Raw genomic sequence first — 16,052 nt, 5'->3', positions numbered from 1 at the left:
CCTCAACGGACCGGTTCGAAGAACCGATCCACGCGGAGGCCCGTGCCACCGAACAGGCCGTGCAGCAGCCCGTGGTAGCCCAGCGACAGCCACACCACCATCGCCTTGCCCTTGATGTGGCCGTAGGGGACGTACTCCGCCTTGCCGTACCCCGTGACGCCCAGGCCGTGGCGGCTGTCCGCGCTGTTGTCCCGGTTGTCACCCACGGCGAAGACGTGGCCCGGAGGGACCTCGTAGGGGCCCTCCCGGCGCGGCATGCGCGGCAGCGTCTGCAGCGCGGAATGCGCCACGCCGGACAGGTTCTCCTCGTAGAGGGTCTCCTGCTGGTCGTACCAGCGCCCGTCGTCGGTGATGTTGTGAACGGTGAACTCGTTGGAGACGAGCTCACGCTTCTGCGGCTGGCCGTTGATGTGGATGACGCCGTTGATGAACTCCACCACGTCGCCCGGCACGCCGACCACGCGCTTGATGTAGTCCACCGACTCGTTCACCGGGTTGTTGAAGACGATGACGTCTCCACGCTCCGGCGGCCGGACGATGACGAACGGCACGAAGTTGAGGAACGGGACGCGCACGCCGTAGATGAACTTGTTGACGAAGACCTGGTCGCCAATCTCCAGCGTGGGCAGCATGGAGCCGGAGGGGATTCGGTACGGCTCCACGATGAAGGTGCGGAACACCAGCGCCACCAGCAGCGCCTTGCCGAACCCACCCAGGAAGTCCATGGCGGACTGCTTGCGGAACGCCCCCAGGTGCTGCGCGGTGAGCGCCTCCAGCCCCTTCACCTCGGTGCGCAACTGCTCCGCGTCACCCGCCGCGGAGGCCTGCTCCACGCGCAGCGCCTGCTCGGCGATGCGGTCCAGCACCGGCCCCGCCACCTTCGCGCTCACGCCGGGCTTGCGGAGGATGCGCTCGTTCTCCTCCAACAGCTCGTTCGCCTCGTGGCGCACGCCGCGCAGCGCCTTCTCCTTGGGGGAGACGTTGCGCCACACCAGCAGGGCCACGAAGTAGAGGACCAGCAACAGCCCCAGCCCCTTCATCACCGGCTGGGCCCACGCGGCGGAAGCGCGCGAGTACTCGATGATCACCGTATACGGCACGTACAGCAGCGCCAGGATGATCAACGGAGCCCAGAGGCTGGTGAGGCGCTCGCGCCACACCAGCACACGGTGGGCGCGAAGCATCTCCGGCGTGCGGCGGGCCGACATCGCCTCGGAGAGCTTCGCGGGAGGGGTGGCGGAAGGCATGGCCGCGTTCATGGACTACTGCTCCGACTTGAGGACCGCGAGGAAGGCCTCCTGCGGAATCTCCACCGTTCCGACCTGCTTCATGCGCTTCTTGCCCTCCTTCTGCTTCTCCAGGAGCTTGCGCTTGCGGCTGATGTCACCACCGTAGCACTTGGCGAGCACGTTCTTGCGGATGGCGGAGATGGTCTCACGCGAGATGATCTTCGCGCCAATCGCCGCCTGGATGGCCACCTCGTACATCTGCCTCGGGATGACCTCTTTCAGCTTCTGGCACACCTCGCGGCCGCGCAGGTAGGCGCGCTCGCGGTGCACGATGACGCTGAGGGCGTCCACCGGGTCCCCGTTGATGAGGATGTCCAGCCGGGCCAGGTCGGACTCGATGTAGCCAGCCAGCTCGTAGTCGAGGCTGGCGTAGCCGCGCGACACGCTCTTGAGCTTGTCGAAGAAGTCGAACACGACCTCCGCCAGCGGCATCTCGTACGTGACCTGCACGCGCTGGCCGCTGCTGCCCAGGTACTTCATGTCCTTCTGAACACCGCGGCGCTCCTGGCACAGCTTGAGGATGGCGCCCAGGTGGTCGTTGGGGACGTGGATGTGGCAGGTGAGGATGGGCTCCTCGAACTTCTCGATGTGCTGCACCGGCGGCAGCTTGGCCGGGTTGTCCACCAGCAGCGTGTCACCCTTGCTGGTGGTGATGCGGTACACCACGCTGGGCGCGGTGGTGATGAGGTTCAGGTTGTACTCGCGCTCCAGGCGCTCCTGAACGATCTCCATGTGCAGCAGGCCCAGGTAGCCGCAGCGGAAGCCGAAGCCCAACGCGGTGGACGACTCCGGCTCATAGGTGAAGGCCGAATCGTTGAGCACCAGCTTCGCCAGCGCGTCGCGCAGGTTCTCGTAGTCCGCGGAGTCCACCGGGAAGATGCCGGAGAACACCATGGGCTTCACTTCCTTGAAGCCCGGGAACGGCTCGGCCGTGGGACGCGCCTCATCGGTGACGGTGTCACCGACCTTGGCGTCCTGCAGCTCCTTCACGTTGGCCACGAGCACGCCCACCTCGCCCGCGATGAGCTGCTGCACCGGGCGGGAGAACGGGCTGAACACGCCCAGCTCCTGGACCTCGAAGACCTTGTTGTTGCTGAACAGCTTGATCTTCTGCTTCAGCTTGAGCGTGCCTTCCAGCACGCGCACCAGCGTCACCACGCCCCGGTAGTTGTCGTACCAGGAGTCGAAGATGAGCGCCTTGAGCGGCGCGTCCGCGGAGCCGCTCGGAGGCGGCACGTTCTGGACGACGGACTCCAGGATCTCCTGGATGCCGATGCCCTCCTTGGCGGAACACGGCACGGCGACGGACGCATCGATGCCGATGACGTCTTCAATCTCCGACCGGGTGCGCTCCACGTCCGCGCTCGGCAGGTCGATTTTGTTGATGACCGGGATGATTTCCAGGTTGTGGTCCAACGCCATGTAGACGTTGGACAGCGTCTGGGCCTCCACGCCCTGCGACGCATCCACCACCAGGAGCGCGCCTTCGCACGCGGCCAGGCTTCGGCTGACCTCGTAGGCGAAGTCGACGTGTCCCGGCGTGTCGATGAGGTTGAGGACGTACTGCTTGCCGTCCTTCGCGGTGTAGTTCATCCGCACGGACTGGGCCTTGATGGTGATGCCCCGTTCGCGCTCGATGTCCATGTTGTCGAGGAACTGGGCTTGCGCCTCGCGCTTGGTCAGAGTCCCCGTCTTGTCGAGGAGACGATCCGCCAGCGTCGACTTTCCATGGTCGATATGGGCGATGATGCAGAAGTTGCGGATGTGCGCGTTTTCAGCCGGCATGTTCAGGGCGCTCGTCGGAAGAAGCGGGCGTGCGTAACAGGGAATCGCGCGAAAATCTACGCGCACGCGTACACCCGATGAGCAACCCACCGGGGGAGCTTGTTTGTTCCCCAGTCATCAGCGCCCGTCCCGGGCGAACTCCCCTGGGACAGGCCCTGAGCGCCCTCCCGGCACGCCCGGTCCCCGGCCCTCAGGGCCGGCCCGGGTACGCTCGTGGGATGGGGTACCGCCCTCCCCCGCCTCGTCTGCGAGCGGGGGCGCTGGACGCCACTCAGCCGTGCGCGCGAGCGGGCGCGCCGGCCTTCTGGCGGAAGTACTCAATGGTGCGGCGCAGGCCCTCCCGCACGTCGACGCTCGGCTCCCAGCCAAGCACCTTCTTCGCCAGCGCGTTGTCCACGCAGGAGCGCATCTGCTCCCCCGGCTTGCCGGGCGCGTGGGCGACGGAGACGCTGGAGCCCGCCGCCTCGGCCAGCAGTGCGTAGAGGCGGTTGATGTCCGTCTCCACACCCGTGCCGATGTTGATGGCGCCCACGTAGTCGTTCTCGAAGGCGAGCCGGTTGGCGCGGGCCACGTCCGGACCGAAGACGAAGTCGCGGGTCTGCTTGCCCTCGCCGAAGATGGTGCAGCCCTGAGCGGCGATCAGCCGCTGGCTGAAGATGGCCACCACGCCCGCCTCGCCGTGCGGGTTCTGCCGCGGGCCGTAGACGTTGGCGTAGCGGAGCGCCACGTAGGGCAGGCCGTACTGCGCCCGGTAGTAGCCCAGGTACAGCTCACCGGACGCCTTGGAGACACCGTAGGGAGAAATGGGCCGCGTGGGGTGATTCTCCGGCGCGGGGAACACGTCCTGCTCGCCGTAGATGGCGCCGCCGGTGGAGCTGAAGATGACCTTCTTCACCCCGGAGACGCGGGCGGCCTCCAGCAGGTTGAGCATGCCGCGGATGTTCACGTCCGCGTCGAAGCTCGGGTCGTCCACGCTGCGGCGCACGTCCATCTGTGCCGCCAGATGGCAGAGCACGTCGGGCTTCTCGGACTTGATGAGCTCCGACGCCTCGCGGCTGCGGATGTCGTGGACCGCCAGGCGCACACGCGGGTCCAGGTTCTCCCGCTTGCCGCCGGACAAGTCATCCAACGCGATGACGTCGTGTCCACCGCGCAGGAACTCTTCGCACACATGCGAGCCAATGAAGCCCGCGCCACCTGTCACCAGGACCTTCACGCAACCTCCCGCCTGCAGGCCTTGCAGGATCTTCGCGCCGGCAAACTATGCCGGGGGCCTCGTACCGGCAACCTCTCGGAACCACGCAATGGTCTCCCGAAGACCCTCTTCCAGCGGCACCTTCGGCTCCCAGCCCAGCAGCGTCCGCGCCCGGGTGATGTCCGGCTGACGCTGCTTCGGATCATCCTTGGGCAGCGGCTTCTCGATGATGGTCCCGCCCCCGCCCGCCGCCGCGCGCACGGCCTCCGCGAACTGACGGATGGTCATCTCCCGGGGATTGCCGATGTTCACCGGGTTCGGCTCATCCGACAGCATCAGCCGGACCAGCCCGTCCACCAGGTCCTTCACGTAACAGAACGAGCGCGTCTGGCTGCCGTCCCCGAAAACGGTGAAGTCCTCGCCCTTGAGGGCCTGGCCCACGAAGGCCGGCACTACGCGGCCGTCATTGAGGCGCATGCGCGGACCGTAGGTGTTGAAGATGCGGACGATGCGGACCTGCACGCCCTTGGTGCGCCCGTAGGCCGCGGTGATGGCCTCCGAATAGCGCTTGGCCTCGTCGTACACGGACCGGGGGCCAATGGGATTCACATTGCCCCAGTAGTCCTCGCGCTGCGGATGCACCAGCGGATCCCCGTACACCTCCGATGTGGAGGCCATCAGGAACACCGCCTTGTTCGCCTCCGCCAGCTTCAGCCCGTTCTCCGTGCCAATGGAGCCCACACGCAGCGTTTCCAGCGGGAGCTGCGCATAGTCGATGGGCGAGGCCGGTGAGGCCATGTTGAAGACGTAGTCCAGCGGCCCTTCCACCGGGATGCGCTCGGTGATGTCCGCCTTGACGAAGGAGAAGCCCGGCCGCCCGTTCAGCGTGCGCAGGTTCTCTTCGTTGCCCGTGATGAGGTTGTCCACGGCGATGACCACCGCCGCGCCATCATCCAGAAGACGCTCACACAGGTGCGACCCGACGAAGCCGGCGCCGCCCAGGACCGCTACCCGCTTGCCACGCATGCTCTTCACGTCACGCCTCTCTCTCACAGCTCGTCGAACGTCGACTGCCCCGGCAGCTGCGCCTTGTACTTCTCCAGGACCAGGTCGATGCCTTGGCGGATGTACTCGGCCACGGGCACCTTCGTCTTCTGGTTCAGCGCCTTGAGGAGCTCGTTCTGCTCCGGGGTGATGTAGATGGTGGTGCTGACTTTCTTTCGGGCCATGGCGATATGTGAAAATATATGGAATGACGTGTCGCGCGAAAGCATCTCGTGCGAATGACGTCGCCAGGCGGCCCCCAGACACTGGGAGTTCTCAATGCCACGCTACAAGCAGTTGATTTTCCTGGGCTTCATGGCCTCGGGTGCCCTGGCTGGCTGCGCCAGTAGCAAGTCGGCGGAGCAGGACGGCGCGGGCGCCGCGAGGGCCCGGCAGGCCGGCGAGGCCATCCGCCCGGAAGGCGGGGCCAACGAGGAAGTCACGCAGCAGGACGCCAACGGCGACGGCCGCCCGGACGTGTGGACCTACACGGTGGACGGGCGGAAGGTGCGCCAGGAGCTGGACCTGAACTGGGACGGCCGCGTGGACCTGACGCGCTACTTCGACGCCAACGGCGACAAGGCGCGTGAGTCGCTGGACCTGGACTTCGACGGGCGCGTGGACGCCACCTACTTCCACGAGAAGGGCGTCAACACGCGCCGCGAGCGCGACACCAACGGTGACGGCCGCCCGGACAGCTTCACCTACTACGAAGGCGGCAAGCTGGTGCGCAAGGAGCGCGACACGCGCGGGACGGGCCGCATCGACTACTGGGAGTACTGGGAAGGTGGCCAGGTGGATCGCATCGGCGAGGACCTGGACGGGGACGGCACGGTGGACAAGTGGACCCGCAACCCGAACAACACGGCCCGCGAGTAGGCGGGCCGCCGCGGTGGACAGCGGCTACGGGTTGCTGGTGCCGGTGCGCCCGTAGGCGTCCTCGAGCCGGACCACGTCGTCCAGCTCCGGGGTGCTGACCTCGAGGATGTCACAGTCGGTCAGCGCCACCATGCGGTGCTTGGTGAGCGGCTTGATGTGGTAGCTCTCACCGGGGTTCATCTCCTTCTCGATGAGCCCCTGGCCCTCGTCGACGACGAAGAGCAGCTTGCCGCTCTGCACGTGGATGGTCTCATCCTTGCGGTTGTGGAACTGCAGGCTGAGCTTGTGGCCCTGCTTCACGTGCAGCAGCTTGCCCACGTAGCGTTCGGTGTGAGCCCAGATGAGTTCGTATCCCCAGGGCTTCTCCACCCGCTTCGTCGTCGTCATGGCGCTTCCCGTCTTCCTCGTCCCGCTCTAGTTCGTGCCGGCCACGAATGCGTCGAGCGAAGTCTCACGCTTGAAGTCTGACAGATACCGGGTGGCCGCATCCCGGGAGGCGAAGCTTCCCATGCGGACGCGGTACCACGTGCCCTTACCGGCCACTTCGGCCGTCAGGATATAGGGGGCATAGCCCCGATCACGCAACCGAGCGGCGAAGCGGTCGGCCTCCTGCTTGTCCTGGAACGCCGAGAGCTGGAGCGTGAAGGCCCCACCCTTCACGGCCTGCGCGGGCGGCGAGGCGGGCTGCGCCGGCTGCTGGGTGGCGCGGGCAATGGCCTCCTTCAGGCCGCCACCCTCCGTGGTGGTGGTGCGCGTGGGGACGGCGGACGCCTCCACCTTGCCCGACACCGGCACGGCCTTCGCGGGAGTCGGTGCGGTGGGGGCCTCGGCGACCACGACGCGCTCCGGCTCGGCCTTGGGCTCCTCCGGCGGCAGCTCCCCCGTGTCCGGGTCCGGCGTGGGCGCCAGCGCGGCGCGCTGCGCGGTGGCCGGCTTCGACTCGGGCGGCTTCGCGGCGGCGGGCTTCTCCGCCGGCGGCGGGGCCTTGGCGACGGCGGGCTTGGGCTGCGGCGGGGCCACCGGCTCGGAAGCGGCCTTGCGGGTCAGCTCGTCCGGGAAGGTGAGCGGCTGCTCCTGCTGCACGTTCTGGAGCGCCTGCGCGTTGGCATCCAACGCGGAGAGCAGGTCCGGCGCGGCCACGGCATCCGCGTTGCCCGCGAGCTTCTTGCCGACGACGACCCCCAGCACGAAGACAGCGCCCATCACGACAATGCCGGCGATGAGCAGGCTGACGATCTGCCGGTTGTCCAGAGAGACGTCGAACTTCTCCTTCATCCGGTGAGCATCACGCATGGCTTGAAAGTCCTCGGGCGCGGTCGCAACGGCCACACGAAATCCGTGTTGCGGCCTGTAGCGACGGCATGGAGGGCAAAGTACGCCCCACCCCTGGGCCGGTCAAATTCGCGGAACGACTCCAAGCCTCACCGTCAACCCGTGACGGGCACGGAGAACGAGGCCCCCGCGGCGAGCGGCAGCGGCGACAGCGCCTCGCCGGGTGGGGTGTCCGGAACGGGCGACGCCGCCGTGGCGGGTGGGGCATTGAGCCGCTCCCGCAACTCCTTACCGGCGGCGAAGGACAACGTGCGCCGCGCGGGCACCGACACGCGCTGGCCCGTCTTGGGGTTACGGCCCGTGCGAGCCCGGCGCGTGCGGACGCAGAAGACGCCGAAGCCCCGCAGCTCGATTCGCCGTCCGGCGATCAGGGCCTGGGACATTTCATCGAAGACGGCGTGGACGATGGCCTCTACCTCACGCCGTGGAACATGCGGGGCACGCTCCACGATGCGCTCGATGAGCTCACTGCGCGTCATGCACACCTCCCGCTGGGCGACCGAGGACTCTAGCGAAGCGGGCCCCCAAAGGACAAACCGCCCTCCCCGTCCCCTCACCGCAACCGGACGTCCGCGGGCCCCTCGACTTCAATCTTGCGTCCCTGCTGCGTGCGCAGGACCACCTCCGCGCCGTCGGGCACCATCAGTCGCACAGTGCGGCCCAGAGGCACATCGCCCCCTTCCATCAGCACGGCGGTGGCCAGGTCGTCCGTCTCCGCCACGATGAAGCCGTCCTCCACGGTGGCCACCAGACCGCCCTCGCCCAGGTTGCCTGCGTGGATGTGGGGCACGCGGGGGCGGTGTGGCGGAGGCGGCAACGGCTTGCGAGGGCCATCGCGCGACGGCTCGTCAGAGGCCTTGTTGGGCGACAGCCCGTTGGGCGTGAAGAAGGCGGCGAAGTAGCCGTTGGAGCTGTACGGGTCTTCCTGCTGGGCGCTCGCGGGCGTCACCTGCACGTGGGTGTAACGCGCGGCGATGATGCGCAGCGGGCGCGGCGCCTCCTGGAGCTTGCCCTCGACGATGTGGCGGGACGGCAGGTTGACACCATGGAGCTTCGCCTCGTCCGCTTCGCCCACCTCCAGCGTGTCGCCCTTCTCCAGGAAGCGCAGGCCACCGCCGAAGAACTCCAGCACCGCGGGGCCGGTGGCCTTCAGCTCGTCATGCCCCAGCAGTTGTGAGCCGACGGCGATGGGCCGCCACTGCTTGCCTTCCGCGCGCAGCACCGGCGCACCAGCGGCGAGCAGCCCCGCGACGGGTTTGTCCGAGCGATCCTTGCAGCCAGCGGCCACGAAGACGGTGACGACCGCGATCAGACATCCCACGAGGCGCTGTGCCATGTGCTGCACCCTCCGAGGCAACGCGGGGTCAGACAATCCAACCGCCGCCGAGCACGCGGTCCTGATCGTAGACCACCGCGGCCTGCCCGGGGGTGACCGCGCGCGCGGGCGCATCCAGCTTCACGGAGACGAGCCCGTGCGGCGAGACATGCACCCGCCCCTGCGCGCCCGAGTGGCGGTGCCGGATGCGGACCTCCACCGGCTGACTGGCCGGAGGCGGCCCGTCCACCCAGTGGGGTTGGAGCAGACCGAAGTTGTCGCGGCCGGTACCCTCGGCGGGGCCCACCACCACACGCTGTGTCTCCGGCTCCAGCCGGTGGACGTAACGAATCTCGCCGCCCCCCAGGTTGAGTCCCTTGCGCTGGCCCACGGTGTAGCGGTGGATGCCCTGGTGGGTGCCGAGCACGTTGCCCTCGGTGTCCACGATGTCCCCGGCCGGCTGCGGCCCGGCGACCTTCTCCACGAAGCCCGCGTAGTCGCCGTCCGGCACGAAGCAGATCTCCATGCTCTCCGGCTTCTGACTGGTGACCAGGCCGTGCCGCTCCGCGACGGCGCGGACCTCCGCCTTCGTCATGCCGCCCACGGGGAAGAGGATGTCGCGCAGCTCGTCCTGGCCGAGCGTGAAGAGAAAGTAGCTCTGGTCCTTGGCGGCATCGACGGCGCGGCGAAGCACATAGCGGCCGTCCACCTCCTCCACGCGGGCGTAGTGTCCCGTCGCCAGCCGGGCGCCGAGCGCGCGGGCGCGCTTGAGGAGGAAGTTGAACTTCACGTCCCGGTTGCAGGCGACGCAGGGGATGGGCGTGCGCCCGCCCAGGTATGACTGGACGAAGGGGTTGATGACCCGGTCCTGGAAGATTTCCTCCGCGTTGGCCACGTAGAAGGGAATCCCCAGCGTCTGGGCCACGGCCCGCGCGTCATCGATGTCATCCGGGCTGCAGCAGCTCCCACACGTCGCCTTGCCCTCGTAGGACCAGACGCGCAGGGTGATACCGATGACCTCGTGGCCCTGCTCCTTGAGCAGGGCAGCCGCGGCCGAGGAATCCACCCCGCCGCTCATTGCAACGACGACTCGCATGGTGCTCCTTCCTACACGCCCGCGCGTCCGGGCGCACGCGGGGGGACGCGGAGGGCGCCCTTTCCCGACCCCCTTCACCCCGCGCAGCCCGCCGGCTCAGCGAGCAGCCTGCGCCTGCCACGCCTGCAACCGCTGCCGCAAGGCGTCGGCCGTGTTCAGGCCTGGATCATCCAGGACGGACTCGACGAGGAACCGGGTGGCCTCGCCCACGATGGGAGAAGGCCCCACGCCCAGGGCGGCCATGATGTCGCCTCCCGTCAGCGCCAGGTCCTTCGCCGTCAACGGCGGCTTCGCGGCGGCGAGCGCCTCCACGCGGGCAATGAGCGCCTCCACCGCTGGGAGCGCGTCCGGCTGGCGGACGCCGACCCGGGCGCGAACGACCGCTGCCCACAGCGGAAGCTGCGGCGGGCCCAGGCGAGCCAGGAGCCGGCGAAGCGCGGCGTCCGGCTCCCCCACCCGAGTCTCCGCCTTCGCGTGTTCGACGAGCAGCGCCACCAGGTCCGCCACCTTGTTGGGGAACTTCAGCCGCAGGCCGACGTCGCGCGCCTGGGCGCGGTCCACCAGATCGGCCAGCAGCACCGCGACGCGGACCTCCACCTCCAGCGGCGAGGCCTGCACCGCGGCCCGGACGGACGCGGCGGCCGAGGCTTCCGCGCGCGCCAGCTCCGGAAGGAACACGTCCAGAAGCCCGGTGTCCGCGAGCAACCGCAGGCCGCTCTCCGCCCGGGGTGACAGGAGCAGCTTCACCAGTTCCTCACGCACCCGCTCCAGCGCGACCTTGCGGAAGACGCCGAGCGTGGCGGGGATGGCGTCGCGGGTGGCGGCATCGAGCGCGAAGCCGAGCACCGCGGCGAAGCGTACGGCGCGCAAGGGGCGCAGGCCGTCCTCGGAGAAGCGCTCCTGCGCGGAGCCCACGCAGCGGATGAGCTGCGCCCGGAGGTCCGATTGTCCGCCGAACGGGTCCACCAACTCGCGGTCCAGCGGGTTGTAGGCCATCGCGTTGATGGTGAAGTCGCGCCGGGACAGGTCCTTGACGATGTCGCGCTCGAAGGCCACCGAGCTGGGCCGGCGGCCGTCGAGGTAATCCCCCTCCGAGCGGAACGTCGTCACCTCCACGTGCGTGCCATTCTGGAGGACGGTGACGGTGCCGTGCTGGATGCCCGTGGGGATGACCTTGCGGAAGGCGCCCTGGACTTCTTGCGGCAGCGCGCTGGTGGCCACGTCGAAATCCTTGGGGTGGACCAGGCGCACCATGTCCCGGACGCAGCCACCCACCAGGTAGACGGCGTGGCCCAGTTCGCGCAGCCGCGCGATGACGTCCAGCACGGGCTGGGGGATGTCGGCGTTGTGGAGGTTCGCGATCATGACAGCCGGGGCCAGGACGACATGCCCGCGGGCCCAGGGGCGCGTTGTACCGGCCAGACTCCCGCGTTCCAAGCCCCGAGACGGCGTGGGCCCTAACAGTTAATTCAAATAAAACCACTAATCCAAAGACCTGTTTCCGGTACCGTTCCGTATGTTCGATATGGGGTCGAACTGGCCGGAAGCGGAGTCTCATGACGGAGTGGCGCAGGTGAAGCTGCCGGGATGGAGCGCTCGGGTCCTGGGCCATGCCCACCTGGAGGGTCCCGACGGGCAGCGCGTGAGGATGGACCGCCGAGCCGCCACCCTCCTGGCCTACCTGGGCATGGAGGGCCCCGCGTCGAAGGCCGCCGTGTCCCACCTGCTGTGGCCGGACTCACCACCCGCCTCCGTGCGCAACAACATGCGCCAACTGCTGCGCCGGCTCCGGCTGAGCTGCGGCGGCACGGACCTGGTGGATGGGGACTCCCACCGACTGGGCCTGTCACCAGACGTCACGCTGGACCTCGCCAGGCTGAAGTGCGCCGCGGGCAAGCCCCTATCCCCCGATGTCCTCCAAGCGCTGCTGCAGGGCACCGGCGTCGGCCTGCTGACGGGGGTGAGCTTCGACGACTGCGACGAGCTGTCGCGGTGGCTGGATGGAGCCCGTGCCGCCGTGGAGGGATGGGTGCGCAACGCCCGAGAGGCCGAAGTCCAACACCGCATGGACGCGCGGGACTGGCCCACCGCGCTGGCCCTGGCCCAGGCCTGGGTGCAGCATGAGCCGGAGTCCGAACAGGCCGGCCGCCACCTCATCCGCCTGCACTACCTCCGGGGTGACCGGGGCGCGGCGCTCGCGGCCTTCGAGCGGCTGCGCAGCACGCTGTCACACGACCTGGGCGTCTCTCCCATGCCGGAGACGCTCACCCTGGTGCGCAACATCGAAAAGGATGCGGCGTGGACCGCCTCCCCCCAGCCCACCCGAGCACCGCTGCCCATGAGCGTGATGCGCCCGCCCGTCCTCGCGGGCAGGCAGCACGCCCTGCGCCAGCTCCAGGAAGGTCTGGAGGCGGGGCAGCTGCTCTTCGTGGCGGGAGACGCGGGCAGCGGAAAGACACGGCTCGCCGAGGAGTTCGCCGCGTCCGTGGGGACGTGGTTCCGGCTCGAAGCACGCCCGGGTGACCAGGAGGTGCCCTATGCCTCCCAGACGCGCGCGGTCCGAGCCCACCTGGCCCGGCGGCCCGGCATCGTGATGCCGGACTGGGTCCGGACGGAGCTGTCGCGCATCGTGCCAGAGCTGGGCAATGGGACCGCCCTGCCACCGCTCGCCTCCGAGGCCGACGAGCTGCGCTTCTACGAGGCCCACTCGGAGGCGATGACCCTGCTGCACGAAGGTGACCAGGTCATCGTCGTCGACGACGTCCAATACTGGGACCAGGCCAGCGCAAAGCTGTTCATGTACTCGCTGGCCCGGCTGATGGAGCGGAAGTACGAAGCGCCGGCCCGCGCGCCCGCCTTCATCGACTGCTACCGCAAGGGAGAGCTCCCGCCCTACTCCGAAGCCAACGTGCGCAAGCTCGTGGACACGGGGCTCGCGCGAATCATCGAGGTGGGACCGCTCGCGCTCGAAGAGGTCCGGCAACTGCTCGCGGGCCTGGAGCTTCCGGGCGCGGAACCTCACGCCGAGGCGCTGACGCGCTACACGGGGGGCAACCCGCTGTACATCGTGGAGACGTTGAAGCACCTCATCGAAACGGACGCTCTCCACCGGGACTGGCCGCGCCGGCTCCCACCTCCGGGCCGAGTGGGGCCGCTCATCCAACGCCGTCTGGAGCGCCTCACACCCCTGGCCCGGCTCACGGCGCAGCTGGCGGCGCGAGCGGACCTCCACTTCCGAGCCGCATTGGCGCCCGAGGCGCTCCAGGTCAGCGTGGCGGAGCTGCACGCGGCGCTGTCCGAGCTGGAGTCCGCGCAGCTCCTCGTGGCGGAGCGCTTCACCCACGACCTGGTCCTGGAAGCGGTCCACGCCAGCGTGTCCGACTCCGCCGCCCGCTTCCTGCACGGCCGGCTTGCACGCGTCTTCGAACGGGATGGCGCGCCCGCCATCATCCTGGCCCACCACTGGATGGAAGCGGGGCAGGAGGACCGCGCCCTGCCCTTCCTGCTCGCCGCCGCGCACGCGGACGAACAGTTGCTGCCCAAGGGACAGGCCGCCGGACACTACGCTCGCGCGGCGGCGTTGCTCGAAGCCGCGGGTCGCGGCTACGAGGCCGCGAACGCTCGCGCGGCCGAATCGCGATGCCGCCAGTCGGAAAGCAAATCCACGCAGGGTGCCTCCCACGTGGAGCGCTGAGACGTCACGTCAGGGGCAGTAGGTGCGCAACCACGGACACCGCGACCGTCGAGATGTTTCGCACGGGCAAATCCTCTCAGTGAAGTTGCACGACACGCGCATCCTTCCGCAGTAGTCTGTTTCAGCCGAGGAAGAAGCGTGCTCCCTGGAAGCTATGTCGTGCCGACCACTTGACAGGTAGGATTCCGACATACCTGGGAAGGTGCGGGTGCGGCTCGGGATTGAATGGACGTGGGCCGTGTTGACATGGGGACGCACCGCTTGGGTCATCGCCGCGAAACATCCACTCACGAGCCCTTTGACAGGCTGTCCTGGGCGGTCGGCCTCAGGTGTGCTAACGCAACGGCCGTCCGCTCCACGGTCCCCTGAAGCAACCGGCAGCGACCACAGGCACTCATCCACATGCCAAGACCCCGTAGCCTTCGTTCCGCCCCTTCTCATCAATCCACGCGAATCACTCGCGTTCCCGCGTCATCCTTGCCGCCGCTGGAACGCGCGTTCCGCACCGTGCTGGCCGAGGAACTCGCCGGGCAACTGTCGCCGCTGACGGACACGCTTCTGCGCATCGCGGAGAGCCTGTCCCCCAGCGCCCCCCGCCGCCAGCCGCGGCGTGAGCTGCCGAACGCGGCCCTGGACGCCCTGGCGTCATCGCTCGCGACCCTGGATGCAGGGCCCGACGACACCGCCGAGGAAGAAGCCGCCCCGGAAGCCCGGGCCTGCGCCGTCATCGGTTGCAAGCGGCCGGTGCGCAGCCTGGGCTACTGCGCGGCCCACTACCAGAAGCGGCGCCTCATGGTGGCGTCCGGCCGCCTGCACCACGCGTGGACGGAAGAAGCCGCACCGAACAGCATTCCGGACGTCATCCTGGGCCGGAAGCGCCGCGAGTCTTCGGAGGCGCCGGAGATCGCCGTCACCCCGGAGCCCGTGCGTCCCAGCGAGGGGCCCCGCGTCTGGGTCCGCAAGAAGGGCGCCAGCCCCGTGGTCCCGACGCCCAGTGGCGACAGCCCGCCGGTCCTTCAGCAGCTGGCCCAGGCCTTGGTGATTCCGACCGCGCAGCGCTCCGAGCGCGAGCAGGTGGCATCCATCGTCGAGCAGTGGGCCAGCGAGTTCCGGGCCAACAAGCATCGCTCGTGACGTGCCGTGCCCCGTCGAGCCCCATGGGCCCGACGGGGCAGCGCGGCCTCCGACGCATCACAGCATCCGTGAGTAGTGTCTGCCAATAGCACCGCCCATGACGGGCGCATGACAGTGGGCGGGCATGGTTCCAGGGACTCGAATCGGCGGCAGCCGCCGCCGTGCCAGCCCTGGACCTCCGAATGGACTCCGCGACCCGCAGCAGCGCCTTCACCTCACTCTCCCGAGACGCCGAGCGGAACCTCATCGCCCGCACGCGGCCCTTCGCCGCACAGGACACGCGGCGGAGTTGGTGGGAAGTGGGCACCACCTTCGTGGCCCTGCTGAGCGCCATCGCGCTCGCCACCCTTCCCTCCTGGTGGCCCCTGCGCGTCGTGGGAAGCGTGGTGCAAGCGCTGGTGCTGATCCGCTCCTTCATCCTGGTCCACGACTACCTGCACGGTTCGCTGCTGTCGGGCTCGCGGCTCGGAAAGGCCCTGTTCCACACCCACGCGGTGCTGCTGCTCACGCCGCCGCGCGTCTGGAGCGAGACGCACAACCACCACCATGCGAACACGGCGCGGCTGGCTGCCTCCGCGTCAGGGACGTTCACCACGTGGACGGCGCGGCAGTGGGGTGAGGCCACGGCGCTGGAGCGGCTGGCCTACGTGGTGGAGCGGCATCCGCTCGTGATGATCTTCGCGTACCCGCTCGCGTTCCTGGGTGGGCTGTGCTTCGTGCCGTTCGTGAAGCACCCGCTGCGCTACTGGAGCGCGGGCTTCGCCGTGCTCCTCCACGTGGCCATCAGCGTGGCGGTGTTCCACTTCGGGGGCCTGGGCGTGTACCTCACGGCGATGGTGCTGCCGCTGTCCATCGGCTACGCGCTGGGGGCGTACCTCTTCTTCTCCCAGCACAACTTCCCGGACGTCGCGCTGCGCGAGGACCAGGATTGGACGCACGCGAGCGCGGCCCTGGAGGCTTCGAGCTACCTGGCCTGCGGCCCCGTCATGGCGTGGTTCACCGGCAACATCGGCTACCACCACGTCCACCACCTCAACCCGCGCATCCCCTTCTACCGGCTGCCGGAGGCCATGGCCGCCATCCCCGAGTTGCAGAACCCGCGCACCACCACCCTGCACCCCAGGGACGTGCTGGCCTGTCTGCGACTCAACGTCTGGGACGGAGAGCGGGGCCGCATGGTCCGGTTCCGGGACGTTCCCGCGTCACGCTGAGGGCGCCCGGCAGGGCCCCTAGGGGGCGGCAGGATGGAAACGGTGATGCTGGCGCGTTGCGCGCGCCGGGCCGCCTGC

General features: G+C 68.8%; 15 protein-coding genes. 4 read left to right on the top strand and 11 right to left on the bottom strand.

The window, feature by feature from the left end; translation table 11 throughout:
* Window positions 1-2: 2 nt before the first annotated feature.
* From lepB to OZ403_RS18175, 5 genes are all read right to left on the bottom strand, one after another.
* Window positions 3-1,259 carry a signal peptidase I gene (gene lepB, locus OZ403_RS18195; protein WP_140791500.1) on the bottom strand — a complete coding sequence of 419 codons (1,257 nt, stop codon included), beginning with the start codon at window positions 1,257-1,259 and terminating at the stop codon, window positions 3-5.
* 3 nt (window positions 1,260-1,262) lie between these two features.
* The gene (lepA, locus tag OZ403_RS18190; protein ID WP_140791498.1) at window positions 1,263-3,074 is read right to left on the bottom strand and encodes a translation elongation factor 4; all 1,812 of its coding nucleotides are present in this window, start codon (window positions 3,072-3,074) and stop codon (window positions 1,263-1,265) included.
* Window positions 3,075-3,345: 271 nt separating this feature from the next.
* Complete coding sequence (locus OZ403_RS18185; protein ID WP_268784705.1) at window positions 3,346-4,290, bottom strand: NAD-dependent epimerase/dehydratase family protein; 945 nt, start codon at window positions 4,288-4,290, stop codon at window positions 3,346-3,348.
* Window positions 4,291-4,335: 45 nt separating this feature from the next.
* Complete coding sequence (locus OZ403_RS18180) at window positions 4,336-5,295, bottom strand: UDP-glucuronic acid decarboxylase family protein (protein WP_140796491.1); 960 nt, start codon at window positions 5,293-5,295, stop codon at window positions 4,336-4,338.
* Between the two features lie 23 nt (window positions 5,296-5,318).
* On the bottom strand, window positions 5,319-5,498 hold the full coding sequence (locus OZ403_RS18175) for a ribbon-helix-helix domain-containing protein (RefSeq protein WP_002640579.1): 180 nt from the start codon (window positions 5,496-5,498) through the stop codon (window positions 5,319-5,321).
* 94 nt (window positions 5,499-5,592) lie between these two features.
* Between OZ403_RS18175 and OZ403_RS18170 the strand changes: the two genes are divergently transcribed.
* Window positions 5,593-6,192: a hypothetical protein gene (locus OZ403_RS18170; protein ID WP_140798420.1), complete on the top strand. Its 600-nt coding sequence runs from the start codon at window positions 5,593-5,595 to the stop codon at window positions 6,190-6,192.
* A gap of 24 nt (window positions 6,193-6,216) precedes the next feature.
* Here the strand turns inward: OZ403_RS18170 and OZ403_RS18165 are convergent, their stop codons facing one another.
* From OZ403_RS18165 to OZ403_RS18140, 6 genes are all read right to left on the bottom strand, one after another.
* Window positions 6,217-6,579 (bottom strand): cupin domain-containing protein, encoded by a 363-nt coding sequence (locus OZ403_RS18165; RefSeq protein ID WP_011553533.1) that lies wholly within the window; start codon window positions 6,577-6,579, stop codon window positions 6,217-6,219.
* Window positions 6,580-6,606: 27 nt separating this feature from the next.
* Entirely contained in the window at window positions 6,607-7,485 is an 879-nt protein-coding gene (locus tag OZ403_RS18160) for an SPOR domain-containing protein (protein WP_268784704.1), read from the bottom strand.
* 134 nt (window positions 7,486-7,619) lie between these two features.
* The gene (locus tag OZ403_RS18155) at window positions 7,620-8,003 is read right to left on the bottom strand and encodes an integration host factor subunit beta (RefSeq protein ID WP_268784703.1); all 384 of its coding nucleotides are present in this window, start codon (window positions 8,001-8,003) and stop codon (window positions 7,620-7,622) included.
* A 74-nt stretch (window positions 8,004-8,077) separates the two neighbouring features.
* Window positions 8,078-8,860 carry a hypothetical protein gene (locus OZ403_RS18150; protein ID WP_268784702.1) on the bottom strand — a complete coding sequence of 261 codons (783 nt, stop codon included), beginning with the start codon at window positions 8,858-8,860 and terminating at the stop codon, window positions 8,078-8,080.
* Window positions 8,861-8,888: 28 nt separating this feature from the next.
* Window positions 8,889-9,935: a tRNA 2-thiouridine(34) synthase MnmA gene (gene mnmA, locus OZ403_RS18145; RefSeq protein WP_140791488.1), complete on the bottom strand. Its 1,047-nt coding sequence runs from the start codon at window positions 9,933-9,935 to the stop codon at window positions 8,889-8,891.
* Window positions 9,936-10,031: 96 nt separating this feature from the next.
* Window positions 10,032-11,300 carry a CCA tRNA nucleotidyltransferase gene (locus OZ403_RS18140; RefSeq protein ID WP_268784701.1) on the bottom strand — a complete coding sequence of 423 codons (1,269 nt, stop codon included), beginning with the start codon at window positions 11,298-11,300 and terminating at the stop codon, window positions 10,032-10,034.
* Window positions 11,301-11,451: 151 nt separating this feature from the next.
* On the opposite strand from OZ403_RS18140, the gene OZ403_RS18135 reads away from it, so the two are divergent.
* From OZ403_RS18135 to OZ403_RS18125, 3 genes are all read left to right on the top strand, one after another.
* Window positions 11,452-13,629, top strand: coding sequence for an ATP-binding protein (locus OZ403_RS18135; protein ID WP_268784700.1), 2,178 nt, complete (start codon window positions 11,452-11,454; stop codon window positions 13,627-13,629).
* A 477-nt stretch (window positions 13,630-14,106) separates the two neighbouring features.
* Window positions 14,107-14,763: a cell wall protein gene (locus tag OZ403_RS18130; protein WP_140791483.1), complete on the top strand. Its 657-nt coding sequence runs from the start codon at window positions 14,107-14,109 to the stop codon at window positions 14,761-14,763.
* Between the two features lie 182 nt (window positions 14,764-14,945).
* The gene (locus OZ403_RS18125) at window positions 14,946-15,974 is read left to right on the top strand and encodes a fatty acid desaturase family protein (protein WP_140875112.1); all 1,029 of its coding nucleotides are present in this window, start codon (window positions 14,946-14,948) and stop codon (window positions 15,972-15,974) included.
* Window positions 15,975-16,052 lie beyond the last annotated feature (78 nt).

The organism is Myxococcus sp. NMCA1 (assembly GCF_026810205.1).
Lineage (GTDB): Bacteria > Myxococcota > Myxococcia > Myxococcales > Myxococcaceae > Myxococcus > Myxococcus xanthus_A.
This window is presented reverse-complemented; position numbering and strand designations above follow the sequence as displayed.